Here is a 26,389-nt window from a genome sequence, read left to right on the forward strand (position 1 = left end):
GCCGTGCCCGGCGCAGGGATCAAGCCTGACCGCCCGGAGCCGGGCACGGCGGGCCACACCCCCACCACGACGCACCACAACCACCCGACGCACCACACCACCCCACGCACCACACCACTCGACGCACCACAACACATGCACCACCACCACTCGACGCCACCACACCACTCGACGCCACCACACCACCCCACGCACCAAAACCACCCGACGCACCGCCTGTGCGGCCTGAGCGCCGGCCGCAGGAGGGCCGGTCGGCCGGCGTCGCGCCGACACCGGCACGTCCGACACCCGCACCCGCCGACGTCCGCGTCGGCTCAGACCGGATCCGGCGCGAACAGCTCCTGCAACCAGCCGGGCACCGCGGCCGCGTACTCCGCCCGGGTCGGGTCGGCGCTGCGGAGGGCGCGGCGCCAGGAGAGCGCCCGGCTGACCCGGGTGACGCGGACGGCCAGGCGGGCCGCCTCGCGCAGCGTCGGCCGGTCGTGCCCGTCCGACCACGGCTCCAGGTAGGCGTCGCGCAGCCGCGTCAGCGCCGGGTCGCCCTCGGGCAGCCCGAACGCGTCCGCGACCGAGTTGAGCGTCACCAGCAGGGTGCCGAACGGATGGGCCACGGAGGCGTCGCCCCAGTCGAAGAAGCGGTGCCCGTCGCCGGCCACGAACACGTTGCCGTCGTGCAGGTCGTCGTGCTGGACGGTCGGCGTGAGGCCCGACGCGGCCAGCCGCCGGCAGTCCTCGGCGAAGGCGGGCCGGTGGGCGCGCAGCCGCCCGTACGCCTCGGCGGTGAGCCCGTCCGCCGCCCCGAGCAGCAGCGACTCCTCGTCGTCCAGCAACGCCTCGAACAGCTCCGGCAGCATCTCCGGCCGGTAGTCGGGCACGCCGAGGGCGAGCAGTTCGCCGGCCCCGGGCGCAACCACGCGCTGAAGGTCGGCGTACTCGGGCAGGACCCGTTCCCAGCGGCTCAGCAGGCTCCGGTCGCCACCCAGCGCGTCGCGCAACGTCCGGCCGCCGTCGGGCAGCAGGGACCAGCCGCGCTCGGCGTCCACGGCGACCGGGTCGAGCACCCGGCCGGGGGCGAGCCGGGCCAACGCGGCCAGCAGCGCCGCCTCGTACCGGGTGCCGGGGTTGTTCGCCTTGAACCAGACGTCGCCGGCGTCGGTCGGCACCCGCCAGACCAGCGACCAGGGTCGGACCCGCGGCTCGACCGGCCCGACGATCCGCCGCCCGAGCCGGCCGAGCTGGTCGCCGACCCAGCCGAGCGCGGCATCCCGCCAGTGCGGGTCCGCCCAGTCGACAGGTGGTGTGGTCGCCCGGTCGGCGCGTGGCGTGGTCGCCCGGTCGGCGGGCGGCGTGGTCGCCCGGTCGGCGGGCGGCGTGGTCGCCCGGTCGGCGGGCGGCGTGGTGGCGTCAGTCACGCCGGGCAACTCAGTCACGCCGGGCAACCTAGCCGCCGCCCGTGCCGCGGGACCACGGGTTTTCCCGTTGCCCCACGGCAGCTCGACGGTGCGCCCTACAGCAGCTCGACGATGGTCGCGTTGGCCATGCCGCCGCCCTCGCACATCGTCTGGAGGCCGTAGCGGATGTCATTGTCCCGCATGTGGGCGAGCATGGTGGTCATGATCCGGGCGCCGGATCCGCCGAGCGGGTGGCCGAGGGCGATCGCGCCGCCGCGCGGGTTGAGCCGCTCCGGGTCCGCCTCGGTCTCCGCCAGCCAGGCCAGCGGCACCGGCGCGAACGCCTCGTTCACCTCGTACACCCCGATCTCCTCGATGCCCAGCCCGGCGCGGCGCAGCGCCTTCGCGGTGGCCGGGATGGGCGCGGTGAGCATGGTGACGGGGTCGTCGGCGGCGACGACGGCGGTGTGCACGCGGGCCAGCGGGCGCAGGCCGTGCCGGCTGGCCCACTCGCTGGTGGTGACGGCGAGCGCCGCCGCGCCGTCGGAGATCTGCGACGCGGAGCCGGCGGTGACGACGCCGTCGGGGCGGAACGGGGTGGCCAGCTCGCCGAGCTTCTCCAGCGAGGTGTCCCGCCGGATGCCCTCGTCGGCGGCGAACTTGCCGCCGTCCGCCAAGGCGACCGGGGCGATCTCGGCCTCGAAGGCGCCGGCGTCCTGCGCGGCGGCGGCCTTCTCGTGGCTGGCGAGGGCGAACTCGTCGAGCTGCGCGCGGGAGAAGCGCCAGCGCTCGGCGATCAGCTCCGCCCCGACGCCCTGGTTGAACGGCAGCGGCGCGTCGTCGGCGAAGCCCTCGACGCCGCGGTAGCGGTCGCGCAGCTGGTCGCTGAAGGGCGACCCGCCGGCCACGCTGGAGCCCATCGCGACCCGGGTCATCGACTCGACGCCACCGGCGACGACCAGGTCGGCCTGGCCGGCGAGGACGGTGGCGGCGGCGAAGTGCAGGGCCTGCTGGCTGGAGCCGCACTGCCGGTCGAGCGTGGTGCCGGGCACCGACTCGGGCCAGCCGGCGGCGAGCACGCCGTTGCGGGCGACGTTCCACGACTGGTCGCCGACCTGGGAGACGCAGCCCCAGACCACGTCGTCGACCTGCGCCGGATCGATGCCGGTGCGCTCGGCGAGGGCACGTAGCACGTGCGCCGAGAGGTCGACCGGGTGCACGGCGGCCAGGCTGCCCTTGCGCCGCCCCACCGGGGTGCGTACCGCGCCGACGATGACTGCGTCACTCATGACTACTCCCCGGTAACTTGGGCCGGCCCCGATCCTACGTCGTCGGCGGGTCGGGCGTCCTCCCCCGGTGCCCTGGCATGCTGAACGGATGGCTGCACACCCGGCCCCGACCCGGCAGTGGCGGGTGCCGCCCACCCTGCCGGCGCTCAAGCTGACCGGCGCGGTCGCGCTGCTCGCGCTGGCCCTGCTCCTCGACGGGAGCGACCCGATCCGGCTGGCGCTGGCCGTGCTCACGGCCGCCGCGCTCGCCGGCTGGGCCGCGCGCGACCTGGTCGCGCCCGTCCGGCTCGCGGTCGACCCGGACGGGATCACGGTCGTCCGGGGCTTCGCGGGACACCGGCGGCTGCCCTGGTCGGCCGTCGAGAAGGTGACCGTGGACCGCCGCGCGCGGCGGGGCCTGACCAGCGAGCTGCTGGAGATCGACGCGGGGGATTCGCTGCACCTCTTCGGCCGCCACGACCTCGGCGCGGATCCCGCCGAGGTGGCCGAGGCCCTGCGCGAGGCCCGCCCGCACTGAGCGGGCCCGCGCATCCGGGCGGAGGGTCAGCCGCCGACGATGGCCGCGGTACGGACCATGGCCAGGCCGATCAACGCCACCACGATCAACGCGCCGCCCGCGAACTGCACCAGCGTCCGGCGCGACCGTGGGGCGTACGCGAACACGAGCGCCAGCAGCGCGCCGACCACCAGGCCGCCCAGGTGCCCGGGAATCGAGATGCCCGGCACGGTGAACGTGAAGACCAGGTTGATCACCAGGACGGGGAGCACCTGGGAGATGTCCCGCCCCATCTTCCGTTCGATGACCACCAGCGCGGCGAACAGGCCGAAGATCGACGTGGAGGCGCCGGCGGTGAGTTGGTTCTCGGCGCTGAACAGGTAGGCGGCGACGTTCCCGCCCAGCCCGGCGACCAGGTAGAGCGTCAGGAACCGCAGCGGCCCGAGGCTGGCCTCCAGCGACCGGCCGAGCACCCACAGTGCCCACATGTTCAGCAGCAGGTGGACCACGCCGTAGTGCAGGAACATCGCGGTGACCAGGCGGTACCACTCGCCCTCGGCGATGCCGCCGACAGTGCCGTCCGGGAAGAGCGCGCCGCCGAGCACCGAGCCCCAGTCGGTCAGCGGCGTGCTGCCGCCCATCAGACCGCCGAAGCCGGAGCCGCCGACCGCCGCGTCCCCGCCCCGGTCGGAGGCGATGGAGAGCAGCATCATCAGCACGTTGAGCGCGATCAGCGCCTTGGTGACGTAGCCGTGGCGGCCGGCGGCACCGCCACCGAAGGCGGTACGCGCCGGCCGCACGCTACGACGTCCCTCCGCCACGCACTCCGGGCACTGGAATCCGACCGACGCCTCCCGCATGCAGTCCGGGCAGATCGGCCGGTCGCAGCGGGTGCAACGGACGTACGTCTCCCGATCGGGGTGCCGGTAGCAGACCGGGGTGGTGGGTGGTGACTCGCTCACCACGCCAGCCCGCCGTCGCGGATCGCGCGGACCACCAACCGGTTCCGGCCCTCGGAGCGCTCAGTCATGTCGGCAAAGGTACCTCGCGGACCGCTCAGGCAGCGGTCCGCTCGATCTCGACCCGCTCGATGACGACGTCCTGCAGCGGCCGGTCGTTCGGACCGGTCGGGGTGTTGGCGATCGCGTCGACGACCTTCACGGACTGCTCGTCGGCCACCTTCCCGAAGATGGTGTGCCGGTTGTTCAGGTGCGGCGTCGGCGACACGGTGATGAAGAACTGCGAGCCGTTGGTGCCCGGCCCGGCGTTCGCCATCGCCAGCAGGTACGGCTGGTCGAAGCGCAGCTCCGGGTGAAACTCGTCACCGAACTTGTAGCCCGGGCCACCGCGCCCGGTGCCGGTCGGGTCGCCCATCTGGATCATGAAGCCGCTGATCACCCGGTGCGAGATCGTGCCGTCGTAGTACGGCCCGTTGCCCGGCTGACCCGTACGCGGGTCGATGTATTCGCGGTTGCCCTCCGCCAGCTCGACGAAGTTCTTCACGGTCTTCGGGGCGTGGTTCTGGAAGAGCTCCAGCCGGATCGGGCCAGCGTTGGTGTGCAAGGTGGCGTAGACAGCCTCGGCCACGGGTACTCCTCACTCGTTGGTCAGTTCCATGCGGATCCTCCCATGTGCCCGATCTGGCAGTGCGGAGGCATCCGAAGGTGGAGGATGACGAAGGAACAACTCCCAGGAGGTGGGACCGTGTTTGGAATCGGGCGGCGTAAGACCCAGGGGCAGCTGGCCAAGGTGGAGCTGAACCAGGGCCTCGGTCACCTGAGGCAGGCCGCGACGTACGCCGCAAGGGGTGCCGGCGCCACCGTCGCCCCGCGGGTCCAGGCGGCCCGGGGCGCCGTCGCGCCGACGGCCGTCATCGTGCGCGACCGCGCGTCCAGCGGCCTCGCGTCCACGGTCGCCGCGCTCGCGCCGCTGGCCCTGGCCGTCCGCAAGGCGCAGGCCGAGGCGGCGGGCAAGGCGGTCACCGGCAGGAAGGCCCTGGCAGCCAAGCAGGTCGCGGCCGGCAGGAAGGTCAAGGCGAAGAACATGAAGGCTTCCCGGAAGAAGAGCTCCCGGCGGGGCGGGTCCATGATGACCGGTCTGCTCGCGGCCGGCGCGGTGGCCGGGGTCGCCGCGGTGGCGATGCGGCGGCGCCGGGAGCAGCAGGAGTGGGCCGAGTACGACCCGACCCGCACCCTGGAGCCGATGCGCGACGAGGTGGAGACCATGGAGATCCGGACCCCGGTGACCGACGCCTCGACGGTGTCGAGCGGTTCGGGCGTGGCCGGCGGCCCGACCGGCGCCGGCAGCTCGGCGGTGGCCGGCGGCGACAGCGCCTCCACCACCACCCCCGGCAAGCAGCCGACGGTCCACGCGACGGACAAGGTCCCGTCGGTGGCCGAGGGCGCCAAGGACACCTCGGGCCGCCCGGCGGACGACCTGACCGAGGCGCTCGGCAAGGGCGGCGCCAAGAACGGCCGCCGCTGACACCCCTGTCGGTTCCGGAAAGCGCCGGCGAAGCGGCTCCCCGCCGCACCGCCGGCGCTTCCGCGCCCGGCGGGGCCACGGCGCCCGGTCCGCGCCCGGCGGCGGCTGCGCGTCAGGCCCGGACCGTCAGAGCCAGCCGTTGCGGCGGAACCAGCGGTAGAGGGCCAGCGAGATCGCGAGCATCAGGGCGAGCACGACCGGATAGCCGTACGTCATCCGCAGCTCGGGCATGACCTCGAAGTTCATCCCGTAGATGCCGGCGATGGCGGTCCACACGGCGGCGATGGCGGCCCACGCGGCGATCTTGCGCATGTCGTTGTTCTGGTCGACCGTGACCTGGGCCAGCCGCGCCTGGAGGATCGAGTTGAGCAGGTCGTCGTAGGAGTTGACCTGCTCGACGGTGCGGCTCAGGTGGTCCTGCACGTCGCGGAAGTAGCGGCGGATCTCCTTCGGCACGTCGCGGTTCATCTGCGCGGTGAGCGTCATCAGCGGGCGTTGCAACGGCATGACCGCCCGCTTGAACTCCACCAGTTCCCGCTTCATCTGGTAGATCCGCTGGATCCGGCCGGTGGACTGGCGGTCGAACACGTCGGCCTCCAGCGTGTCGAGGTCGTCCTCCAGCCGGTCGGCGACCTCCAGGTAGATGTCCACCACCCGGTCGGTCACCGCGTACGCCACCGCCCAGGGCCCCTGGAGCAGCAGGTCCTGCTTCGTCTCCAGGTCGGCGCGGACGGGGGCCAGCCGGCAGGCGTCCCCGTGCCGCACGCTGATCAGGAAGTTCGGGCCGATGAAGAGCATCACCTGGCCGGTCTCGACGACCTCGGAGTGCTCGGTCAGCTCGGCGTGCTCGCAGTACCGGGCGGTCCGCAGCACCAGGAAGCTGACCTCGCCGAACTGCTCCAGCTTGGGGCGCTGCTGCGCCTTCACCGCGTCCTCGACGGCCAGTTCGTGCAGCCCGTACGTGGCGGCGATGGCGGTCATCTCAACCAGCTCCGGCTCGTGCAGACCGAGCCAGACGAAGCCGTGCTCCTCGCGGCGGGCCGCGGCGAGCGCCTCGGCGTACCGCCAGTCGCCGGGCTGCCGGCGGCCGTCCACGTAGAGGGCGCAGTCGACCACCGCGCTGCGCTGCGGGCCGGTCGGCGGGGACGCCTGCTGGGGGGTGTCGGAGTTGAGCCGGCGGGTCATCGCCCGCACCGGCGCCACCCAGTCCCGGGGCCTGAGCACCCGTCCGCCGTTCGACGCGGTCGTCCGCTCCCGGTCCGTCATCACGCCCCCTCCCCACGCGCTGCCGCCGGTGAACAGTACGCCGCCGTCGATGATCACCGCCGGTGACGACCGGCGGGAGGGTGGCGCCGGGTGGGCCGGGTCGCTTCAGGGGGGTGAGGGGACGACACGGCCCACCCGGCGCCCTTTGGGGGCGGGGGTTGTGCTGGTCGCGCCGCCCCACGTGCCGCCGGTCGGGCTGGCCCGGTCCGGTCGCCGGGCGCGGCGGGGGCCGGCACCGGGCGGTGAGTTCCGCTACACGTGGTGAGTGACGCTCGCAGCATTGTGGGCCGTCGGCCGCCCCGGCGGGAGTCCCGGGGCGGCCACGATCGTCCAACTGTCAGGAATCTGACAGAAATTCAGCTCCGTACGGCCGCCATGGCCTCCGCCAGGCGCCGTACGCCCTCGTCGATGCGGTCGGCGGTCACCGCCGAGTACGCCAGCCGCAGGGCGTGCCGCCCGCCGTCGACGACGAAGTCGCTGCCCTTGACCACGGCGACCCCGCGCTCGGCGGCGGCCGGCGCGAGCCTGTCGACCTCGACGTCCTCGGGCAACTCGACCCAGAGGAAGTAGCCGCCGTCCGGCTCCACGAACCGGGCCTCCGGGATGTGCCGGCGCAGGGACTCGGCCAGCACCCGGGCCCGCTCGCCGAGCGCGGCGCGCACGGTCTCGATGGAGCGCTCGATGTCGCCGGAGACGCAGAACTGGTGCACGATCGCCTCGGAGACCATGCCCGGCGAGATGTAGAGGCTGGTCGCCTTCTTCGCGATGTCGCCGATCAGGTCCGCCGGACCCACCAGGTAGCCGACCCGTACGCCCGGGCAGACCGTCTTGGTGAAGCTGGAGGCGTGCACCACCACGTTGCGGGTGTCCAGCGAGAGCATCGACGGCAGCGCCTCGCCCCGGAACCGGATGTCGGCGTACGGGTCGTCCTCGAAGATCGTGAACTCGTACTCGGCGGCGAGGTCGAGCAGCTCCCGGCGCTTCTCCAGGCTCAGCGTCACGCCGGCCGGGTTCTGGTAGTTCGGGATGACGTGCGCCAGCCGGGGACGCACCCCGGACTCCAGCAGCTTGCGCAGCTCGGCGGTGTCGAGTCCGTCCGGCTGGATGGAGACGCCGTGCAGCTCGCTGCCCATCCGCTGGAGGTTGAGCAGCGTCCGGTCGTACGTCGGACGCTCCACCACCACCGCGTCGCCGGGGCGGACCAGGTGGTCGAAGAGGAACGCGTCCGCCTGCAACGACCCGTTGGTGATCAGCACCTGGTCGGCGGAGACCCCGTGCTTCTCGGCGATCCACTTCCGCAGCGGGAGGTAGCCGACGGAGGTGCCGTACGCGGTCACCCCGGCGGGGTCGGCGTCGAACGCGCGGACGGCGGCGGCCTTGAGCCCCTCGACATCGACGATGTCCAGGGAGGGAGCGCCACGGGCGAAGGAGATCAGCTGCTCGGCGGTCATGGCTGTTCAGCGTACGGAAGGCGACGGGGTGCGCGCGGAAGGCACGGCGATGTCCGCATCCTGAGCCACCGGGACGGGTGACCGGCGTCGACCGGTCGGCGACAGGTCAGACCGGAAGGCCGAGCGGGTCGTGCTGCGCTTCCCGGGAGAGCCCGTCCACGTGCAGGCCGAGCGCCGCGATGAGCTGCCCCCAGTCGAAGTAGGACCGCCAGGCCGCGATCCGTCCGCGCCGGACCCGGACGACGTCGACCACGTCCCAGCTCACCAGCCGGCCGGTCGGCGCGACGGTGCCGAACGGGGTGTGCAACACCCCCGTGTGGGTGCCGGTCAGCCGCTGCTCGACGGCAGCGCCGCCGGCCGTCTGCACCGACCCGAGCGGGTCGACGAACAGGTCCGGGAACGCCCCGGTCCAGGTGCGCAGCAGGGCGGGCAACTCGATCGGACGCACCGTGACACCGGGCATCGAGTAGAAGGCGTCGGCCGCGTAGAGGTCCGGCAGCCGGGCCACGTCCCGCCGCAGGAGCATCGCGTACTGCTGCTCGACCAGCCGATCCGCGCCACGCATGAGGACCTCCGTCGCGGGTCACGGCCCGTCCGTGCCCGCACGGAATCCTTACCCGTCGATCGGCCCGCCACACCATCGCGCGTGCCGGCGTTCCGGCCGGCCCGGCCATCGGGGCCGCCCACGCACCGGCGACGAGGCCGGGCGTCGCCGGAGGGGGCCACCGCTCGCTACTGTCGTGGCGTGTCCACCGAGCCTCTACGCTGCGCCGGCGCGCTGATCGTCGACGACGACGGTCGACTCTTCGTCCAGCGACGGTCTCCCCACCGGCGCATCTTTCCCAACTGCTGGGACATCGTCGGCGGCCATCTGGAACCGGGCGAGGACTGGATGGACGCGCTGCGCCGGGAGGTGACCGAGGAGACCGGCTGGACGGTGTCGCACGTGCTCGGCCACGTCGGGGAGTACCGCTACGTCGCCGACGACGGCCTGGCCCGCGTCGAGCGCGACTGGCTGGTCCGGGTCGACGGCGACCTGGCCCGGCCGACGCTGGAGGCGGGCAAGCACACCGAGTTCCGGTGGCTCGCCGCCGACGAGCTGGACCTGCTCGACGAGCACCGCGACGTCAACGACGGCCTCATCCGCCGGATCGCGGCCGAAGGCTTCGCCGCCCTGCGTTCGATCGGTCTGTGAACGACACCGTCGAGCTGGCGCCGCACCGGTTCGCCGGCCTGGTCGCCCCGGCGGTGGACCGTGCGTTCGTCGCCGGCATCCTCGCCGGCCGCGACGGCGGCGGCGCCGAGCTGAGCCAGCGGTACGGCGGGCCGGCGGCCACCGGCTTCCTGCTGGAGTTCCGCACCCGCCTCGCGGCGCCGGGCGGGACGGTCGACGAGGCCGGCTTCGCCGCGGTCACCCGCTACCGGGACCCGGTCGAGTGCCGGCGGGCCCTGGACAAGCAGGTCGCGTACGGGATGATCCACCGCAGCCCCGAGGGCGGGCTCACCGCCACCGAGCGCGGGCTGGCCTTCCTCGCCGAGATCTGGCAGGTGCACGCGGAGGTCACCGAGGAGCTCTGGGCGGGGCACGAGGAGCGGGTGCTGCGGCTGGTCGAGGCGTTCGGCCGGGTACTCACGTGCGCGCTGGTGCTGGCCGACGAGGAGGGCGCCGACGCGGGCGCCGCGTTCGCCGCGACGGCGCCGCCCTACGAGCCGGACGGCACCACGACCGGCGTGCTGCTGCTGAACCGGCTCGGCACGATGCGCTACCACCGGGCCGACGCGCACGCCGCCGCGTGGACGGCCGCCGGGCACAGCGCGGCGAGCGCCGCCGCCCTGCCGCCCGGCCCCGAGCAGCTCGCCATCGAGCTGGAGACCGACCGGCGGGCCGCCGCCCCGTACGCCGTGCTGACCGCCGAGGAGCGGCTGGCGGTGCTGGCCGACCTGGCGGCGCTGCCCGGCTGACCCGGTTGGCCGCAGGGGTGCCGCCGCGCGGGGCTATCCTCCAGCGGTGACCGGGAGTCGTACGAGGGAGGACGCCTCAATGATCGGGATGGTGCTCGCAGCCGGGGCGGGGCGCCGGCTGCGCCCGTACACCGACACCCTGCCCAAGGCGTTGGTGCCGGTGGACGGCGACACCACCATCCTGGACATCGCGCTGCGCAACCTGGCCGAGGTGGGGCTCACCGACATCGTGATCGTGGTCGGCTACGCCGCCGACGCGGTCGTCTCCCGCCAGGCCGACCTGGAGAAGCGGTACGGCGTCACGCTCACCCTCGTGCACAACGACAAGGCCGAGGAGTGGAACAACGCGTACTCCCTCTGGCTGGCCCGGGAGCACTTCGCCCGGGGAGTGCTGCTGGTCAACGGCGACACCGTGCACCCGGTGAGCGTGGAGAAGACCCTGCTGGCCGAGCGCGGCCCGGGCATCCTGCTCGCCGTCGACACCATCAAGCCGCTGGCCGAGGAGGAGATGAAGACCACCTTCGACGCCGCCGGCCAGCTCACCCGGATTACCAAGATCATGGACCCGGGCGAGGCGTACGGGGAGTACATCGGCGCGACGCTGATCGAGCCGCAGGTGGCCGACGCCCTCGCCGACGCGCTGGAGGCGACGTGGCGACGTGACCCGAACCTCTACTACGAGGACGGCTACCAGGAGTTCGCCGACCGGGGTGGCGAGGTGCGGGCGGCGCCGATCGGCGACGTCTCCTGGGTCGAGGTCGACAACCACGCCGACCTGGCCCGGGCGCGGGAGATCGCGTGCCACTACTAGCCCGTACGGTCAACACCCCGCTGGTGATCGAGGTCCGGCGGGGTGCGGTGGCCGACCTCGGGCCGCTGCTGGCCGACCGGCGGATCTCGGCCGGCGGGGACGTGGCCGTCGTGGTCGGCCCCGGGCAGGGTGAACGGATCGTCGAGCTGTGCCGGCCGTCGCTCGGCGCGGCCGACGTCTTCACCGTCGCCGGCGGCACCATCGACGCGGCGAACGACCTCGGTGACCGGCTGCGCCGCCGCCACTACGACGCCGTGGTGGGCATCGGCGGCGGCAAGACCATCGACACCGCCAAGTACGCCGCCACCCGCTACGGGATCCCGATGGTGACGGTGGCGACGAGCCTGGCGAACGACGGCATCGCCTCCCCCACCGCCTCGCTCGACCACGAGGGCGGCAAGGGCTCCTACGGGGTGCACATCCCGATCGCGGTCATCGTCGACCTCGACTTCGTGGAGAACGGCCCGGACCGGCAGACCCAGGCCGGCATCGGCGACGCGGTGAGCAACCTGAACGCCTGCGCCGACTGGGAGCTGGCCCACGAGGTACGCGGCGAGCCCATCGACGGGCTCGCGGTGACTTTGGCCAGGACGGGCGCCGAGGCGCTGCTCAACCATCCCGGCAAGATCACCGACGACGCCTTCCTCACCACGCTGGCCGAGGCGCTGATCATGGGCGGCATCGCCAGCTCGGTGTGCGGGTCGACGCGCCCCGCCAGCGGCGGCGACCACGAGATCTCCCACGCGATCGACCGGCTGCACCCCGGCACCGCCGCCCACGGCGAGCAGGTGGGGCTCGGCGCCCTCTTCTGCACGTTCCTGCGCGGCGACACCGACCGGTTCGGCCGGCTCGCCCACTGCCTGCACCGGCACGGCCTCGCCACCACGCCTGGCGACCTGGGCCTGACCGACGAGCAGTTCGTCGATGCCGTGCAGTTCGCGCCCCGGACCCGACCGGACCGCTACACGATCCTCGAACACCTGGCGATGTCGCCTACCGAGACGCGGGAGCGACTGGCAGACTACGCCGGTGCAATCCGCGACCACCTTGGCTGAGCCCCGTCCCACCGTCGCCGACTTCCACCGGGTGAACCGGGGCGGCGGCCTGTTCAGCGAATCGATCAGCCAGTGGCTGGGCGCGGTCTTCGCGCTCGTCGCCCAGCGCCTCGGGCTGCGCCCGACCGCGCTGACCATCGCCAACCTGGTGCTCGGCCTGGCCACCTCGATCACCGTGGTCGCGCTCGCCGGGCGGGTCGCCGCCGGCGACGTGCCGGCCTGGGCGGTCGGCCTACTCGCGCTGGTCGGCTGGCAGGTGGCGTACTGCCTGGACTGCGCCGACGGTCAGCTCGCCCGGGTGACGGGGCAGGGCAGCGCGGCGGGCGCCCGCGTCGACGTGCTCTGCGACGTGGCCGCCCAGATCGCCCTGGTCGCCGCCCTGTCGGCGACGGCCGTGGCGCAGGAGCCGTCGACGCCGAGCTGGCTGGTCGCGGTCTTCGCCGGCACCTGGATGGTCAACCTGGTGACCTCCGTGATGCAGGCCGGCCCGAACGCCGCCAGCATGGTCACCTCGACCTCGCTGCCCGTACGCCTGGTGAAGCTGGTCCGCGACTACGGTGCGGTCATCTTCGCCGCCGGCCTGGTGCTGGCCTTCGCCCCCGCCCTCGTCCTCTGGGTGATGGTCGCGTTCACGATCGTCAACGGCGGTTTCCTGCTGGCCAGCATCGCCTTCTCCGCCCGCGCCTCCCTCCGCTAGCGCCTAGCCGTCACGATCCGCCAAGGCGTCTCCGGCCAGCCGAGGGTCCGCACGCGGCACGCTGTCGAGCCGATGTCGTAGCCGCTCCATCACCCTCGTGCTGATCACCGGCACGTTGGCCGCGCCGTCCTCCGGCCAACGGGAGATCTTGGTACGCAATGGCCCTTATAGGGGCCGCTAGCTACCAAGATCTCCGGAGGTCCTAAGGATTGGGACGGGGCTCCCGGAGGGCAGGAGCGGCTTCTGGTCAGGCCCCGAACCCCGCAGCAGCACGGCGATCGCTCTGCCCGCGGGCGTCGGTCAGTGGCGGCGGGCGACGCCCGCGTACACGTCAAGGAGGCGCTTGGTGACCACGTCGGGGTGGAACGTGCGCTCGTAGCGGGCGCGCGCCGCCGGGGCCAGCGTCGCGGCCCCCGCCCGGGCCACCGGCAGGGCGGCGGCCATGGCGGCCGGCTCCGGGGGGACCACCCAGCCCGCCTCGCCCGCCTGCACGCCGGCGGGCAGCGCGACGCGGCCCTCTCCCGGCACGGCCGTGGCGACGGCGGCCGGGCCGGTGCCGGCCGGCTCCCGGGGCGCGTCGGCGCCGACGAGGTACGGGATGCCGCCGAGCGCGGTGCCGAGCACCGGGCGGCCGGCGGCGAACGCCTCGATGATCACGGTGGGCAGCACGTCGTGCCAGGTGGAGGCCGCGATGATCACCGCGCTGGCCTCGACCGCGGCGCGCACCCCGGCGCGGTCCAGCGGCCCGAGGTAGGTCACGTCGGCGCGCTCGGCGGCGGCAGCCTCGGCCAGCGGGCGCAGCTCGCCGTCGCCCGCGATGCGCAGCGGGCCGAGCGCCCCGTCCGGGTGCCGCCGCCAGGCGTCCAGCAGCAGGTCCAGCCCCTTCTCTGGGGAGAGCCGGGCCATGTAGAGGAAGCCGTCGCCGAGCGGCGCGGGCGTTCCCGGGTCGGGGATGCCGTTCGGCTTCACCACGATCCGCTCGGCGGGGATGCCGTAGTCGCGCAGGTGGTCGGCGACCGCCGAGGTGAGCGCGACGAAGCGGTCGACCGAGCGCCAGGTGCCCCGGTGCACAGCCAGCGTGGTCGCCATCAGGGCGCTCTGCGCCCGCGAGCCCCGGTAGCAGCGGTGCACGATCGCCGGCACCCCCAGGGCCCGGCCCCGGCAGTCCTGGCAGATCATCCCGTCCCGGAAGTAGAGCCCCGAGGAGCAGACCTGGCGGTAGTTGTGCACCGTCTGCACCACCGGCACGCCGTGCCGGTGCGCGGTCCGCACGATCCAGGGCGAGATCAGGGGGTACGGGTTGTGCAGGTGCAGCACGTCTGGCCGGTGCTCCGTGATGAGCCGGCTCAGGTCCTCCTGCGCGCGGGGCGCCCAGATCGGCGAGATCGGCAGCAGCGCCTTGGCCGACTTCGACATCGTCGGGATCTCGTCCGAGCTGCGGATGAACGGCAGCACCTCCACCCCGGCTGCGGTGAGCTGGGCGATCTCCGCGTCGACGATCGTGTTCTCACCGGAGGGCTGAGCCTCCCGGTACCGGTTGTGCGCCACCACGATTCTCACGCAGCTTGCCTTTCGTTCGCGACTGCGGGACTCGCAAGCTCATTCCTCGCGCTCACGGGAAAGAAGGCTACCGTTGGCTGGTGCCCGAACTACCGGAGGTTGAGGCGCTCACGGACTACCTGCGTGAGCGCGCGGTGGGGCGGCGGGTCGACCGGTTGGAGGTCGCCGCGATCAGCGCCCTGAAGACGTACGACCCGGCGCCGACCGCCGCCGCCGGGCGGACCGTGACGGACGCCCGCCGGCACGGCAAGTTCCTCGACGTGGTGCTCGACGGCGACCTGCACCTGGTGGTCCACCTGGCCCGGGCGGGCTGGCTGCACTACCGGGAGGCGTTTCCGTCCGCCGCCCCGCTGCGCCCCGGCAAGGGCCCGATCGCGCTGCGGGTACGCCTCGACGACGGTTCCGGCTTCGACCTGACCGAGGCCGGCACCCAGAAGAGCCTCGCCGTCTACCTGGTCACCGACCCGCAGGCGGTGCCCGGGGTGGCCCGGCTCGGCCCCGACGCGTTCGCCGCCGACCTGGCCACCTTCACCGAGCGGATGCGCAGCCGCAAGGGCCAGGTCAAGGGGGTGCTCACCGACCAGACGGTGCTGGCCGGCGTCGGCAACGCGTACTCCGACGAGATCCTGCACGCGGCGAAGCTGTCCCCGTTCGCGATCACCAGCCGGCTGACCGACGACCAGTTGGCGACCCTGCACGGGGCGACGCGGGAGGTGCTCGGCGACGCGGTGCGCCGGTCGGTCGGGCAGAAGGCGGCCGAGCTGAAGGGCGAGAAGCGCTCGGGGCTGAAGGTGCACGCCCGGACGGGGCAGCCCTGCCCGGTCTGCGGGGACACCGTCCGCGAGGTCTCGTTCGCCGATTCCAGCCTCCAGTACTGCGCGACCTGCCAGACCGGCGGCAAGCCGCTCGCTGACCGCCGGTTGTCGCGGCTCGTACGGTGAGTGACGACACTGCCGACTACGGAACGGAATCGGCCATCCCGCGCCGAAGGTCTGAGTTGCGGCTCTACCGGGCCCGTCATCCATCGGTATAGTGGCTCGGTCCCCGGCTTCTGAAATGGCGCGGAGCCGGCCAGACGCCCGGCGGCACCACACCCGGCGCGTTGTCCCTCGGGTCAGCGCACGGGTCGGTGCCCGCGTGGGAGACTGGGACGGTGGGCGACCGGGCCCTCACGGTGAGTGAGCGGCTCGTGTCATGCGGGAGGACATGGGTGAGGTGACGACAAGCCTCCAGCGCCCGGTAACCAACACAGGCCGGAGCAAACTCGTGCGGCACGTCGACAGCTTCGAGATCCAGCCGCCGGCACCGCCGTCCCACAACGGCGTACCCCGGTCCGCGTGGGCTCGGGCGCGCCGTCGCGTGTCCCGCTGGCACCGCCCCTACATCACGCTCCTGCTGCTGCTCGACTTCGCAGCCGCCGCGGTCGCCAGCCTGATCGCCATCGAGACGTTCGACCAGTCGCGGGCGGGCTTCTACAACGCCGAGCAGGACCCGACGTGGTTCCACACGGTGGCGTTCGGGCTCCTGCCGCTCGGCTGGCTCGTCAGCCTCTGGGCCAACCGGGCCTACGACCGGCGCTACCTCGGGCTGGGCCCCGACGAGTACAAGCGGGTGATCCGGGCCGGAGTCGCCGTCGCCGCGACGGTGTCCTTCCTCGCCTTCGCCACCAAGACCGACCTGTCCCGCTACACGGTCGGCACCGCCCTGCTCGCGGCGCTGCTGCTGATCCTGCTGAACCGGATGCTCTGCCGGTTCGTGCTGCACGTGGTCCGGCGCAACATCAGCCAGGCGGGCCACCGGATGGTGCTGATCGGCACCCTGCCGGAGTGCCTGGAGGTCTACACGGCGGTCACCCGCAACCCGGCCGCCGGGCTGATGCCGGTCGCCATCCACATCACCGACGGCTACGCGGCGGCCAAGGGCATCGAGACCCCGGTCCCCGTGTACGCGGGCCGCGACGTCCTCGCCCTCGTCCGGGAGGTCGGCGGCGACACGATCGCGGTCTGCGGCTCGGCGAGCTCCGAGCCGGGCGAGCTGCGCCGGCTGGCCTGGCAGTTGGAGGGCTCGGGCGTCGACCTGGTCGTCGCCCCGCAGCTGACCGACATCGCCGGCCCCCGGGTGCACATCCGGCCGATCGAGGGCCTGCCGCTGCTGCACGTCGAGGAGCCGACCCTCTCCGGGCCGGCGCTGCTGGCCAAGAACCTGATGGACCGGGTGGCCGCCGGGTTCGGCCTGCTGCTGCTGGCCCCGGTCTTCCTGTTCATCGCGGTCGCGATCCGGATCTCCGACCCGGGCCCGGTCTTCTTCCGCCAGCCCCGGGTGGGCCACGAGGGCCGCACCTTCCGGGTCTGGAAGTTCCGCACCATGTACGTGAACGCGGAGGACCGGCTGGCCAGCCTGGTCGACCGGAACGAGACCGACGGCATGCTGTTCAAGATGAAGGAGGATCCCCGGGTCTTCCCGGTGGGCCGCTTCCTGCGCGCCTCCTCGCTGGACGAGCTGCCGCAGTTGATCAACGTATTGAAGGGCGAGATGTCGCTGGTCGGGCCGCGCCCGCTGCCCGCCGACGACGGCGACTTCCTCGGCGACGTGCGCCGCCGCCTGCTGGTCCGGCCGGGCATGACGGGGCTGTGGCAGGTCTCCGGCCGCTCCGACCTGTCCTGGGACGAGGCGGTCCGGCTCGACCTCTACTACGTCGACAACTGGTCGCTGGCGTACGACCTGAGCATCCTGTGGCGCACCGTCGGGGTGGTGCTCGCCCGCAAGGGCGCGTACTGACCCTTGGCGTACGGGCCGGCAGGGGCCAGGATCGCTGCGTGGGTGGCAACCTCTCGGGCGTCTTCGGCGTCGTCTCGCTGCTCGCCGCGCTGGGTGCGGCCCTGTTCGCGGTGGTCCGGCTGCGCGCGCGGCGGGGCATCGCCACGGCCACCCAGCGGGCCACGTACGAGGTGCTGCACACCGCCGGGTTGGCCGCCGAGCAGCTGCGCGCGGGACTGAGCGCCGCGAACGCGGCGAAGGCCGTACGCCATCTGCGGGCGCTGGTGGGTGCGGCCGGGCTGGCGCTGACGGACCGGGAGAGCCTGCTCGCCCTCGACGGGCGGGGCGGGCACCACCACGCGCAACTGGTCGCGGCGGCCCGGCGGGCGGTGGCAACGGGCCGCTCGACCGTCCTCGGCGAGCCGGAGCTGCACTGCGACCGGGTCGACTGCCCGGTACGCGGCGCGGTGGTCGCCCCGCTGACCGGCGCGGACGGGCGCAGGGTCGGGGTGCTGGTCGCGGTCGCCGACGGCCAGCCGGAGCCGGGCCTGGTGCAGGCCACCCTGGAGACGGCACACTGGGCCGGCAACCAGCTCGCCCTGGCCGAGCTGGACTCCTCGCGGGAGCGGCTGGCCCGCGCCGAGGTACGCGCCCTGCGCGCGCAGATCAGCCCGCACTTCATCTACAACGCGCTGACCGCGATCGGCTCGTTCGTCCGCACCGACCCGGACCGGGCCCGGGAGCTGATCCTGGAGTTCGCCGAGTTCACGCGGTACTCGTTCCGGGCGCACGGCGAGTTCACCACGCTGGCCGAGGAGCTGCGCTCGATCGACCGCTACCTGACCATCGAGCGGGCCCGGTTCGGCGACCGGCTCCAGGTGCGCCTCCAGATCGCCCCGGAGGTGCTGCCCGTGACGCTGCCCTTCCTCTGCCTGCAACCGCTGGTGGAGAACGCCGTCCGGCACGGGTTGTCCCGCAAGCCGGGCACGGGCATGGTGAGCATCGAGGCCCGGGACGCGGGCACCGAGTGCCACATCACCGTGGAGGACGACGGAGTGGGGATGGATCCGAGCACGCTGACCGCCGGCATCGCCGAGCTGGCCGGCGCCGCCGGGGACCCGGGCGACGCCGCGCTGGCCGGCGTGGGGGACGACCCGGGCCAGCACGTCGGGCTCTCCAACGTCGACGAGCGGCTCCGGTCGGTCTTCGGGGACGGCTTCGGCCTCGTCGTCGAGACGGGCCTCGGCTCGGGCACGAAGGTGAGCATGCGGGTGCCGAAGTTCCATCCCGGCGTACGGGCCGGCTCGTGATCGAGCGGGCCGCGGAGGTGGGGGCGGCCGGGTTCCTGCGGGTGCTGGCGGTCGACGACGAGCCGCCGGCGCTGGACGAGTTGGCGTACCACCTGCGGGCCGACCCCCGGGTGGCCCGGCTGCACACGGCGGGGGACGCGACGGAGGCGCTGCGGGTGCTCCGCGACGGCGACGTGGACGTGGTCTTCCTCGACATCCGGATGCCCGGGCTGGACGGCATGGAGCTGGCCCGGGTGCTGCGCCGGTTCGCCCGGCCACCGGCGATCGTCTTCGTCACCGCGTACGACGACGGGGCGGTGGACGCGTTCGACCTGGGCGCCACCGACTACGTCCGCAAGCCCGTACGCGCCGAGCGGCTCGCCGAGTCCCTGCGCCGGGTGATCGGCGCGCGGGTGGTGCCGTCGCACCCGGCGGCGCTGGCCCGGGCGGAGGAGGACCCGACCATCCCCATCGAGCTGGCCGGTACGACGCGGATGCTGCCCCGCTCGGCGGTGCGCTGGGTGGAGGCGCAGGGCGACTACGCCCGCCTGCACACCGCCGACGGCTCGCACCTGGTCCGGGTGTCGCTGGCGACCCTCGCGGAGCGCTGGGCGGACGCCGGGTTCGTCCGCATCCACCGGTCCTACCTGGTGCAGCTCAAGCTGATCGCGGAGCTGCGGCTGGTCAACTCCGGCTACGTCGTGGTGGTCGATTCGGCGGAGCTGCCGGTCAGCCGTCGGCACACCCGCGAGCTGAAGGACAAGCTGGTCCGCGCGGCGAAGCAGGACTGGAACCGCTGACCCCGATCTTCTTCGCGGGTCGGGAATACGCGCGCTTCGGCGTACGCTGTACGGTACTCCGTACGACAATTGGAGGCCGCCTTGTTCGACGCCGCGACCGAATTCGACCGCCAGCTCGACCGGCTGGTGGAGCTGGGCTATCCGGCCCTGGCCGAGCTGACCGAGGACGCCTTCCGTGACCTGGTCGCGCCGCTGCGCGCGGCGGCCGTCGCCGGGGCGGCCGACCTGCCCGCCCCGGCCGAGGGGCGGGTGCCCTTCCTCCTGGTGGTCACCCGCGACCTGGTGCCGGTGGAGGAGCGCGTCGCGCTCACCACCCTCGCCGGCAAGCGGAAGCCGGGGATCGTCGACCGGCACTACGCCGAGGGCGACCTGCCGAAGTTCGACCCGATCAAGGAGCTGGAGGTGCCGGCCGGGCCGGCGTACCTGCTCTTCGACGTCGACCGGGGCGAGGAGACGCTGAATCTCGCGCCCGCCGTCGCCATGGAGGTGATCACCGGCCAGGACCGGCTGCCGCTCACCATCGACGAGGGGCTCGCCTTCGTCACCCTGTACCCGGAGGCGCTGGCGAAGAACAAGTGCTTCTCGCTGGTCGGCTCCCGCTGCGGCGACAAGCGGGTGCCGGCGCTCTGGATCAGCCAGGGCGCGCCGAAGCTCGGCTGGTGCTGGTACGGCAACCCGCACACCTGGCTCGGCTCCGCCTCCGCCCGCCCGGAGCGCGTCGGCCTGGAGCACGTCGACACGAAGTGAGTGCCGCGCGGTGGGGTGACCGACCACCGGCTGCCCCGCCGCGCCCGCCACGAGTTATCCACAGGCGTGACCCGTTCTCCACAGGTTGTCCACAGCCCGGTGTGGACGGCTTCGCCCGAGCCGGCCCGGGCGGGCGTGACGCCGACGACTGCCCTTGACATTCGCGGCGATCGGGCGAGACTGCCGGGGTGGCCGCTGCCGACGATCCCGTCCCCGCGCCCCGGCAGGGCGGGTCTGGGACGCCCGAGCACGCGAGCCGGACGCCCGGGCACGCGGGCCGGCCCGGGGTGCCGGGGCGGCCCACGCCACCCCAGCCCCGGACCCGGATCGTGCTGGCCGAGGTGTCCCGCCGCGAGGACCGGGCGGAACGCACCCGCGCCGAGCTGGCCCAGCAGACCCGGGTCGGCGACGCGCTCGTACGGGGGCTGGTCCGGGCCCAGTTCGCGCTGGCCCTGCGGCTCTCCCTGGTGGTGGCGATCGGGCTCGGCGGGCTGCCGTGGCTCTTCGCCGTCGCGCCCGCCGTCGGCCGGGTCACCGTGCTCGGCGTCAACCTGCCCTGGCTGCTGCTCGGGGTGGCGTCGTTCCCGTTCCTGATCGCCGTCGGCTGGGCGTACGTGCGGCTGGCCGAACGCAACGAGCAGGACTTCACCGACCTGGTCCAGCGGCCGGAGCGCTGAGGTGGGCAACGGTTACGTCGTACCGGCGATCGTGGCGGTCACCCTGGTCACCGTCGGCATCGGCTTCTACGGGCTGCGGCTGGCGCGGACCACCTCCGACTTCCTGGTCGCCTCGCGGGCGATCAGCCCCACCTGGAACGCCGCCGCGATCGGCGGGGAGTACCTGTCGGCGGCGAGCTTCCTCGGGGTCGCCGGGCTGATCCTCAAGTACGGCGTCGACGTGCTCTGGTATCCCGTCGGCTTCGCCGCCGGCTACCTCGCACTGCTGCTCTTCGTGGCCGCGCCGCTGCGCCGCTCCGGCGCGTTCACCCTGCCGGACTTCTGCGAGCTGCGGCTCGGGTCGCGCCGGCTGCGCACCCTCGCCACCGTCTTCGTGATCTTCATCGGCTGGCTCTACCTGGTGCCGCAGCTCCAGGGGGCGGGGCTGACGCTGGCCACGGTGACCGGCTCGCCGTACCCGTTGGGGGCCCTGCTGGTGGCCGTGGTGGTCACCGCGAACGTCGCGCTCGGCGGCATGCGCGCGATCACCTTCGTGCAGGCCTTCCAGTACTGGCTGAAGCTGACCGCGCTGGCCGTACCGGCGATCTTCCTGGCGTTGCAGTGGCAGGCCGACGCCCGCCCGGCGGTGACCCCGCCCGACGGACCGGCGTTCCGGACCGCGACCACCGTCGTGGTCGAGCACCGCGCGACCCTCACCCACCCCGACGGCCGGATCCAGGAGGTACGCCCCGGCGACGAGCTGTCCTTCGCCGCCGGCGACGCGGTGCCGGAGGTGTCCGGGGTGGCCACGGACGCCGCCGACTGGCTGCTGCCCAGCGCCGCCGGGGACGACGACCGGGGACTGTTCGCCACCTACTCGCTGATCCTGGCGACGTTCCTCGGCACGATGGGCCTGCCGCACGTGCTGGTCCGCTTCTACACCAACCCCGACGGCGCCGCCGCCCGCCGCACCACGCTGGTGGTGCTCGCCCTGGTCGGGGCGTTCTACCTGCTGCCCACCATCTACGGGGTGCTCGGCCGGATCTACACCCCGCAACTGCTGCTCAGCGGGCAGACCGACGCGGTGGTGGTGCTGCTGCCCGGCGCGGCGCTCGGCGACGGCACCGCCGGCCGGCTGCTCGCCGCGCTGGTCGCGGCCGGCGCGTTCGCGGCCTTCCTCTCCACCTCGTCGGGGCTTCTCACCAGCGTCGCCGGGGTGATCTCCACGGACGTGCTGGGGCGCGGCTCGGTACGCGGCTTCCGGCTCGCCACGGTGATCGCCGGAGCCGTGCCGACGGTGCTCGCGCTCAACCTCGCCGGGCTGGACGTGTCCCAGGTCGTCGGGCTGGCCTTCGCGGTCGCCGCGTCCAGCTTCTGCCCCCTGCTGGTGCTCGGCATCTGGTGGCGGGGCCTGACCGACCTCGGCGCCGCCGCCGGGATCCTGGTCGGCGGCGGCGCGGCGGTCGGGGCGGTGCTGGTCACGGTGCTCGGCCCGCCGCTGTCCGGCTGGCCGGCCACGCTCACCGCGCAGCCGGCCGCCTGGACGGTGCCGCTCGCCTTCGCCGTGATGGTGGCGGTCTCGATGGCGACCCGCCGCCGGGCGCCGGCCGACGTCGGCGCCACCATGCTCCGCCTGCACGCCCCGGAGGCGCTGCGGCTGTGAGGAGGGGCCCGCGCCGTCACGCGCGGTGCGGGAAATGCCCTCCCGACGGACGATCCGGCCGTTCAGCAGGCTTCGGTGCCGGCGCAGAGCCGCTCGGCCACCCGTTGCGCGATCCGCCGCGCCTCGGCCGGATCGTCCTCGCCCTTCAGCCAGACCTCCGCGACCAGGTCGCCCCGCCGGACCAGGAGCCAGCGGCTCGGCGTGCCGTCGCCGGTCGCAGCGACCAGGAGCGACTCGTCCCCGGCGAAGCCCGAGTCGACGATCGCCAGCGACTGCTCCGGATCGTGGGGCCGGCAGCCCGTCACCAGCCGGCGCGCCCGATCCATGGTCACCTTCGCGTCCTCCGACGCGTAGCGCCTCACCCGCTCGACGACCGCCTCCTCGGGAGCCGCCCGGAAGGCCGCGCCCCGCTCGGCCTGTTTCCTGACGGTCAGCGGGGGCGCCGCGTTGCGACAGCGCGTGGAGGTTGCATCGAGGGACCAGTCGCCGTCGGTCCAGGGCACCTTCCGGAAACCGTCGGGCAGGTCCCCCGCCGCGAGCAGGGCGGCCGGCGGGACCTCCCGGCTCGCGGGGCCCGCGGGCCCGGACGCCGGAGACTCGGACGTCGCGTCTTCCGTCGGGGCCGGGGAGGAGGCGGGGGTCGGGGTGGCCGGGGGCGTCGGGGTCGGCGCGCCGGTGGCGGGCGGGAGAGGCGGTGTCGCGTCCCGACCGTCGGCGAGGACCGCCGCGCCGGTGGCGACCGCGGCCACGGCCACGACCGTCGACAGGGTCGCCGCGGCCCGGGTACGCAGGGTGCGCTGCCGGCCGCGCCGGCGGACCTGCTCGACCGGCGCCCAGGTCAGGTTCTCGGTGTCGCGGTACAGGTCGGTGAAGGGTTGATCAGGCATTGCTGACCTCCTCGGGGAGGGTGGTGTCGAGCAGGGCGGCGAGAGCCTTGCGACCCCGGGCGAGGCGGGCCTTCACGGTGCCGGTCGGGGTGTTCGTCTGCGTCGCGATGTCGGCGACCGAGAGGTCGGCCAGGTGGTGCAGGACGATCGCCTGCCGCTGTTCCGCCGGTAACTGCCGCAGCGCCGCCACCAGGGCGACCGTGTTCTCCGAGGGTGGCCCGACCGTGGGGACCGGACCGTGCCGGCGGTAGGCGGTGATCCCGTTACGGATCTTGCGCCACCGGTTGACGAGGAGCCGGTAGCCCACGGTGCGGACCCACGCCTCGGGGTCGCCGTACCCGCCGACCAGGCGCCAGCGCTGCCAGGCCCGCACGTACGCCTCCTGGGCCGCGTCCTGCGCCTCGCCGAGGTCGCCGCTCAGCGCGTACAGCACGGTGACGATCCGGTGTCTGGTGGTGCGGTAGAACTCCTCGAAGCCGTCGTCCGGTTGCAATGTCCCTCCCCGTCGCGATCCTGCCCTCTGGTCACCCCGCAGCGGGGCGACGGGTTGCAGCGGGTCCGGTGCCGGCGGTCGACGCTCCGCCGGTGGGGAAGCCCGGGTCCGACTCGGGGATGACCGGGGATCATCCTGCGGCCGGAGCAGCCGCTGGTCCGGGCCGGATACGGTCGACGCATGACTGCTGAGCACCCGGCGCTCTCCCTGCGTGGCCTGGCGAAACACTTCGACGGCAAGGTCGCCGTCGCCGGTGTCGACCTCGACGTGCCGGCCGGTTCCTTCTACGGCCTGCTCGGCCCGAACGGCGCGGGGAAGACCACCACCCTGTCGATGGCGGTCGGGCTGCTCCGGCCGGACGCCGGCGGTGCCCGGGTGCTCGGTCACGACGTCTGGGCCGACCCGGTGCGGGCGAAGCAGCTGCTCGGCGTGATGCCCGACGGCGTACGGCTCTTCGACCGGCTCAGCGGCGCGGAGCTGCTCGCGTACCACGGCCTGCTGCGGGGGATGGACCCGGCGGTGGTCGACCAGCGGGCGGCGGAGCTGCTGGACGTGCTCGCGCTCGGCGACGCCGGCCGGACGCTGGTGGTCGACTACTCGGCGGGCATGAAGAAGAAGATCGGGCTGGCCTGTGCGTTGCTGCACGGGCCCCGGCTGCTGGTGCTGGACGAGCCCTTCGAGGCGGTCGACCCGGTGTCGGCCGCGCTGATCCGGGACATCCTGCACCGGTACGTGACCGGGGGTGGCACCGTCGTCTTCTCCAGCCACGTGATGGAGGTCGTCGAGCGGCTCTGCTCGCACGTGGCGATCCTGGCGGCCGGCACCATCAAGCGGGTCGGTCCCATCGACGAGGTGCGCGGCGGCCGCTCGCTGGAGCAGGTCTTCGTCGAGGTGGTCGGCGGCCGTACGGCGACCGGCGAGGAGTTGGCGTGGCTGTCGCAGTGACCGGACCGACCGTCTCCGCCCAGCCCGCCCGGCGGGTCTCCGCCCGGCACTTCGTCCGGCTCAAGCTGCGGGTGATGGGCAACAACTTCCGGGGTCAGGGCTGGCGGGTCGCCCTCTTCGTGGGCGGCGCGGTGTTCGGGCTCTGGTTCGCCGGCACCGGCTTCTTCCTCTTCGCCGCGCCCGGCCTGGCCGACTCAAGCCGCTACGCGCTGATGGTGGCTGCCTTCGGCGGTGGCCTGACGGTGCTCGGCTGGCTGCTGCTGCCGCTGGTCTTCTTCGGGGTGGACGAGACGCTGGACCCGGCGAGGTTCGCGCTGCTGCCGCTGCCCCGCCGCACGCTCGTCACCGGGCTCTTCGCCGCCGCCTTCGTCAGCGTCCCCACGATCTCGGTGCTGCTGGCCCTGTGCGGGCTGGTGGTCACCGCCGGGGCGCTGGGCGGCTGGTCGGCCGCCGCGGTCGCCTTCGTCGGGGTGGTCGGCGGGCTGCTGCTCTGCGTCGCCGCGGCTCGCGCGGTGACCAGCGCCTTCGCCACCGCGCTGCGGTCCCGCCGGGTCCGCGACCTCGCCGCCGTGCTGCTCGCCGTACTCGCCGCGCTGCTCGGGCCGTTGCAGCTCCTGGGCATCGCCGCCCTCTCCGACGCCGACTGGGACCGCCTCCAGGGGGTGGCAGAGGTGGTCGCCTGGACCCCGTTCGGCGCTCCCTGGACGGCCGGCATCGACGTGGCCGAGGGCCGCGTCTGGGCCGCGCCGGTGAAGCTGCTGATCACGGCGGCGACGATCGTCGCGCTGCTGGCCTGGTGGTCCCGCTCGCTCGAGTCCGCGATGGTGGGCACGGCCAGTGCCGGGCCGGCCCGCGCCCAGCGTGGTACGACCGGCGGGGCGGTCGCCCAGCTCTTCCCGAGGGTCCTCGGCTGGGCCCGGCGGGACCGGTTCGGCGCTCTCGTCGCCCGGGAGGCCCGCTACTGGTGGCGGGACGCCCGACGCCGGGCCAACCTGATCACCGTCGCGGTCGTCGGTCTCTTCGTGCCGGTCATGGTCAACCTGGGCGGCTCGGGCTTCACGATCGACGGCGCGGAGGGGTTCACGGCCAGCTCCGACCCGTCCCCGGTGCTGTCCAGCCTGTCGATGCTCTTCGTCGGGCTGCTCGCCGCCGTCACCCTGGCCAACCAGTTCGGCTTCGACGGCAGCGCGTACGCGGCGAACGTGGTCGCGGGCGTCTCCGGCCAGCAGGAGCTGCGCGCCCGGATGGCCGCGTTCTCGCTCTACGTCCTGCCGATGCTGGCGGTGATCTCCGTGGTCGTCGCGGTGGTCATCGGCGAGCCCGGCTGGATCGGGCTGATGGCGGGCACGCTGTTCGGCACGTACGGCGCGGGGCTGGCGGTGAACTGCTTCGTCTCGGTGCTCGGGGCGTACTCGCTGCCGGAGACGAGCAACCCGTTCGCGCTGAACACCGGTGCCGGGATCGCGAAGAGCTTCCTCACCCTGCTGGCGATGCTCGCCACCGCGGTGGCGGCGGTGCCGATGGTGGTGGCCGCCGGGCTGCTCGGCGACGTCTGGCTCTGGCTGGCCCTGCCGCTCGGGGCCGCGTACGGCCTGGGGGCGGCGCTGCTCGGCGCGTACCTGGCCGGCGACGTGCTGGACCGCCGGATGCCGGAACTGCTCGCCACGGTCACCCCGCGCCGCTGACGATC

General features: G+C 73.7%; 26 protein-coding genes. 16 read left to right on the forward strand and 10 right to left on the reverse strand.

Annotation, left to right across the window (positions count from 1 at the left end; all coding sequences use genetic code 11):
* Positions 1–314 precede the first annotated feature (314 nt).
* Both ABZ573_RS15610 and ABZ573_RS15615 read right to left on the reverse strand, forming a co-directional pair.
* On the reverse strand, positions 315–1,430 hold the full coding sequence (locus tag ABZ573_RS15610; RefSeq protein WP_358118683.1) for a phosphotransferase: 1,116 nt from the start codon (positions 1,428–1,430) through the stop codon (positions 315–317).
* A 77-nt stretch (positions 1,431–1,507) separates the two neighbouring features.
* Entirely contained in the window at positions 1,508–2,680 is a 1,173-nt protein-coding gene (locus tag ABZ573_RS15615; RefSeq protein WP_358118685.1) for an acetyl-CoA C-acyltransferase, read from the reverse strand.
* A gap of 88 nt (positions 2,681–2,768) precedes the next feature.
* Between ABZ573_RS15615 and ABZ573_RS15620 the strand changes: the two genes are divergently transcribed.
* Positions 2,769–3,197 (forward strand): PH domain-containing protein, encoded by a 429-nt coding sequence (locus tag ABZ573_RS15620; RefSeq protein WP_358118687.1) that lies wholly within the window; start codon positions 2,769–2,771, stop codon positions 3,195–3,197.
* A gap of 26 nt (positions 3,198–3,223) precedes the next feature.
* On the opposite strand, the gene ABZ573_RS15625 is transcribed toward ABZ573_RS15620, so the two are convergent.
* Together ABZ573_RS15625 and ABZ573_RS15630 are read right to left on the reverse strand one after the other, a co-directional pair.
* On the reverse strand, positions 3,224–4,138 hold the full coding sequence (locus tag ABZ573_RS15625; protein ID WP_151457295.1) for a rhomboid family intramembrane serine protease: 915 nt from the start codon (positions 4,136–4,138) through the stop codon (positions 3,224–3,226).
* 94 nt (positions 4,139–4,232) lie between these two features.
* The gene (locus tag ABZ573_RS15630; RefSeq protein WP_151457296.1) at positions 4,233–4,763 is read right to left on the reverse strand and encodes a peptidylprolyl isomerase; all 531 of its coding nucleotides are present in this window, start codon (positions 4,761–4,763) and stop codon (positions 4,233–4,235) included.
* An 84-nt stretch (positions 4,764–4,847) separates the two neighbouring features.
* Here ABZ573_RS15630 and ABZ573_RS15635 point away from each other — a divergent pair, with 84 nt between their 5' ends.
* Positions 4,848–5,660: a hypothetical protein gene (locus tag ABZ573_RS15635; RefSeq protein ID WP_327029976.1), complete on the forward strand. Its 813-nt coding sequence runs from the start codon at positions 4,848–4,850 to the stop codon at positions 5,658–5,660.
* A 126-nt stretch (positions 5,661–5,786) separates the two neighbouring features.
* Here the strand turns inward: ABZ573_RS15635 and corA are convergent, their stop codons facing one another.
* From corA to ABZ573_RS15650, 3 genes are all read right to left on the reverse strand, one after another.
* A complete protein-coding gene (gene corA / locus ABZ573_RS15640; RefSeq protein WP_358118933.1) occupies positions 5,787–6,926 on the reverse strand; it encodes a magnesium/cobalt transporter CorA in 1,140 nt (379 codons plus the stop codon).
* 356 nt (positions 6,927–7,282) lie between these two features.
* On the reverse strand, positions 7,283–8,377 hold the full coding sequence (locus ABZ573_RS15645; protein WP_121397512.1) for a PLP-dependent aminotransferase family protein: 1,095 nt from the start codon (positions 8,375–8,377) through the stop codon (positions 7,283–7,285).
* Between the two features lie 106 nt (positions 8,378–8,483).
* Positions 8,484–8,942 (reverse strand): ester cyclase, encoded by a 459-nt coding sequence (locus ABZ573_RS15650; RefSeq protein ID WP_151455569.1) that lies wholly within the window; start codon positions 8,940–8,942, stop codon positions 8,484–8,486.
* A 180-nt stretch (positions 8,943–9,122) separates the two neighbouring features.
* Between ABZ573_RS15650 and ABZ573_RS15655 the strand changes: the two genes are divergently transcribed.
* The 5 genes from ABZ573_RS15655 to ABZ573_RS15675 all read left to right on the forward strand — a co-directional run bounded on the left by ABZ573_RS15655 (position 9,123) and on the right by ABZ573_RS15675 (position 12,902).
* Positions 9,123–9,572 carry an NUDIX domain-containing protein gene (locus tag ABZ573_RS15655; RefSeq protein ID WP_089002894.1) on the forward strand — a complete coding sequence of 150 codons (450 nt, stop codon included), beginning with the start codon at positions 9,123–9,125 and terminating at the stop codon, positions 9,570–9,572.
* On the forward strand, positions 9,569–10,339 hold the full coding sequence (locus ABZ573_RS15660) for a hypothetical protein (protein ID WP_151455570.1): 771 nt from the start codon (positions 9,569–9,571) through the stop codon (positions 10,337–10,339). Before ABZ573_RS15655 ends, ABZ573_RS15660 begins: the two co-directional genes overlap by 4 nt.
* 79 nt (positions 10,340–10,418) lie before the next feature.
* Positions 10,419–11,150 carry a phosphocholine cytidylyltransferase family protein gene (locus ABZ573_RS15665; protein ID WP_151455571.1) on the forward strand — a complete coding sequence of 244 codons (732 nt, stop codon included), beginning with the start codon at positions 10,419–10,421 and terminating at the stop codon, positions 11,148–11,150.
* A complete protein-coding gene (locus ABZ573_RS15670; protein WP_151455572.1) occupies positions 11,138–12,205 on the forward strand; it encodes an iron-containing alcohol dehydrogenase family protein in 1,068 nt (355 codons plus the stop codon). The genes ABZ573_RS15665 and ABZ573_RS15670 overlap by 13 nt, the downstream gene beginning before the upstream one ends.
* A complete protein-coding gene (locus ABZ573_RS15675) occupies positions 12,180–12,902 on the forward strand; it encodes a CDP-alcohol phosphatidyltransferase family protein (protein WP_327029978.1) in 723 nt (240 codons plus the stop codon). Before ABZ573_RS15670 ends, ABZ573_RS15675 begins: the two co-directional genes overlap by 26 nt.
* 300 nt (positions 12,903–13,202) lie before the next feature.
* Here the strand turns inward: ABZ573_RS15675 and ABZ573_RS15680 are convergent, their stop codons facing one another.
* Complete coding sequence (locus tag ABZ573_RS15680; protein ID WP_327029979.1) at positions 13,203–14,462, reverse strand: glycosyltransferase; 1,260 nt, start codon at positions 14,460–14,462, stop codon at positions 13,203–13,205.
* Positions 14,463–14,542: 80 nt separating this feature from the next.
* Between ABZ573_RS15680 and ABZ573_RS15685 the strand changes: the two genes are divergently transcribed.
* The 7 genes from ABZ573_RS15685 to ABZ573_RS15715 all read left to right on the forward strand — a co-directional run bounded on the left by ABZ573_RS15685 (position 14,543) and on the right by ABZ573_RS15715 (position 22,374).
* On the forward strand, positions 14,543–15,403 hold the full coding sequence (locus ABZ573_RS15685) for a DNA-formamidopyrimidine glycosylase family protein (protein WP_151455575.1): 861 nt from the start codon (positions 14,543–14,545) through the stop codon (positions 15,401–15,403).
* A gap of 265 nt (positions 15,404–15,668) precedes the next feature.
* Positions 15,669–17,240 carry a sugar transferase gene (locus ABZ573_RS15690; RefSeq protein WP_151455581.1) on the forward strand — a complete coding sequence of 524 codons (1,572 nt, stop codon included), beginning with the start codon at positions 15,669–15,671 and terminating at the stop codon, positions 17,238–17,240.
* 38 nt (positions 17,241–17,278) lie between these two features.
* Entirely contained in the window at positions 17,279–18,529 is a 1,251-nt protein-coding gene (locus tag ABZ573_RS15695; protein ID WP_151455576.1) for a histidine kinase, read from the forward strand.
* 17 nt (positions 18,530–18,546) lie between these two features.
* A complete protein-coding gene (locus tag ABZ573_RS15700) occupies positions 18,547–19,308 on the forward strand; it encodes a LytTR family DNA-binding domain-containing protein (RefSeq protein WP_151455582.1) in 762 nt (253 codons plus the stop codon).
* A gap of 81 nt (positions 19,309–19,389) precedes the next feature.
* A complete protein-coding gene (locus ABZ573_RS15705; RefSeq protein ID WP_358118692.1) occupies positions 19,390–20,055 on the forward strand; it encodes a DUF5701 family protein in 666 nt (221 codons plus the stop codon).
* 287 nt (positions 20,056–20,342) lie between these two features.
* On the forward strand, positions 20,343–20,732 hold the full coding sequence (locus tag ABZ573_RS15710) for a DUF485 domain-containing protein (RefSeq protein ID WP_151455584.1): 390 nt from the start codon (positions 20,343–20,345) through the stop codon (positions 20,730–20,732).
* A 1-nt stretch (position 20,733) separates the two neighbouring features.
* Positions 20,734–22,374, forward strand: a complete 1,641-nt coding sequence (locus tag ABZ573_RS15715) for a cation acetate symporter (RefSeq protein ID WP_151455579.1) — start codon at positions 20,734–20,736, stop codon at positions 22,372–22,374.
* Between the two features lie 62 nt (positions 22,375–22,436).
* On the opposite strand, the gene ABZ573_RS15720 is transcribed toward ABZ573_RS15715, so the two are convergent.
* On the reverse strand, positions 22,437–23,261 hold the full coding sequence (locus ABZ573_RS15720) for a hypothetical protein (RefSeq protein ID WP_358118695.1): 825 nt from the start codon (positions 23,259–23,261) through the stop codon (positions 22,437–22,439).
* A complete protein-coding gene (locus ABZ573_RS15725) occupies positions 23,254–23,754 on the reverse strand; it encodes a SigE family RNA polymerase sigma factor (protein ID WP_151455373.1) in 501 nt (166 codons plus the stop codon). Before ABZ573_RS15725 ends, ABZ573_RS15720 begins: the two co-directional genes overlap by 8 nt.
* 180 nt (positions 23,755–23,934) lie before the next feature.
* Between ABZ573_RS15725 and ABZ573_RS15730 the strand changes: the two genes are divergently transcribed.
* Both ABZ573_RS15730 and ABZ573_RS15735 read left to right on the forward strand, forming a co-directional pair.
* Complete coding sequence (locus ABZ573_RS15730; RefSeq protein WP_311409885.1) at positions 23,935–24,699, forward strand: ABC transporter ATP-binding protein; 765 nt, start codon at positions 23,935–23,937, stop codon at positions 24,697–24,699.
* Positions 24,684–26,384, forward strand: coding sequence for an ABC transporter permease (locus ABZ573_RS15735; RefSeq protein WP_358118698.1), 1,701 nt, complete (start codon positions 24,684–24,686; stop codon positions 26,382–26,384). Before ABZ573_RS15730 ends, ABZ573_RS15735 begins: the two co-directional genes overlap by 16 nt.
* Positions 26,385–26,389 lie beyond the last annotated feature (5 nt).

Origin of the sequence: Micromonospora sp. NPDC007220 (genome assembly GCF_040634035.1) — a bacterium.
Taxonomy (GTDB): Bacteria; Actinomycetota; Actinomycetes; order Mycobacteriales; family Micromonosporaceae; genus Micromonospora; species Micromonospora reichwaldensis.

Bases quoted from the DNA above. Each gene is read 5' to 3' on its own strand.
- ABZ573_RS15615 (WP_358118685.1), bottom strand. From the start codon at position 2,680: ATGAGTGACGCAGTCATCGTCGGCGCGGTACGCACCCCGGTGGGGCGG.
- ABZ573_RS15620 (WP_358118687.1), top strand. From the start codon at position 2,769: ATGGCTGCACACCCGGCCCCGACCCGGCAGTGGCGGGTGCCGCCCACC.
- ABZ573_RS15635 (WP_327029976.1), top strand. From the start codon at position 4,848: ATGACGAAGGAACAACTCCCAGGAGGTGGGACCGTGTTTGGAATCGGG.
- corA (WP_358118933.1), bottom strand. From the start codon at position 6,926: ATGACGGACCGGGAGCGGACGACCGCGTCGAACGGCGGACGGGTGCTC.
- ABZ573_RS15645 (WP_121397512.1), bottom strand. From the start codon at position 8,377: ATGACCGCCGAGCAGCTGATCTCCTTCGCCCGTGGCGCTCCCTCCCTG.
- ABZ573_RS15650 (WP_151455569.1), bottom strand. From the start codon at position 8,942: ATGCGTGGCGCGGATCGGCTGGTCGAGCAGCAGTACGCGATGCTCCTG.
- ABZ573_RS15665 (WP_151455571.1), top strand. From the start codon at position 10,419: ATGATCGGGATGGTGCTCGCAGCCGGGGCGGGGCGCCGGCTGCGCCCG.
- ABZ573_RS15690 (WP_151455581.1), top strand. From the start codon at position 15,669: ATGGGTGAGGTGACGACAAGCCTCCAGCGCCCGGTAACCAACACAGGC.
- ABZ573_RS15720 (WP_358118695.1), bottom strand. From the start codon at position 23,261: ATGCCTGATCAACCCTTCACCGACCTGTACCGCGACACCGAGAACCTG.
- ABZ573_RS15730 (WP_311409885.1), top strand. From the start codon at position 23,935: ATGACTGCTGAGCACCCGGCGCTCTCCCTGCGTGGCCTGGCGAAACAC.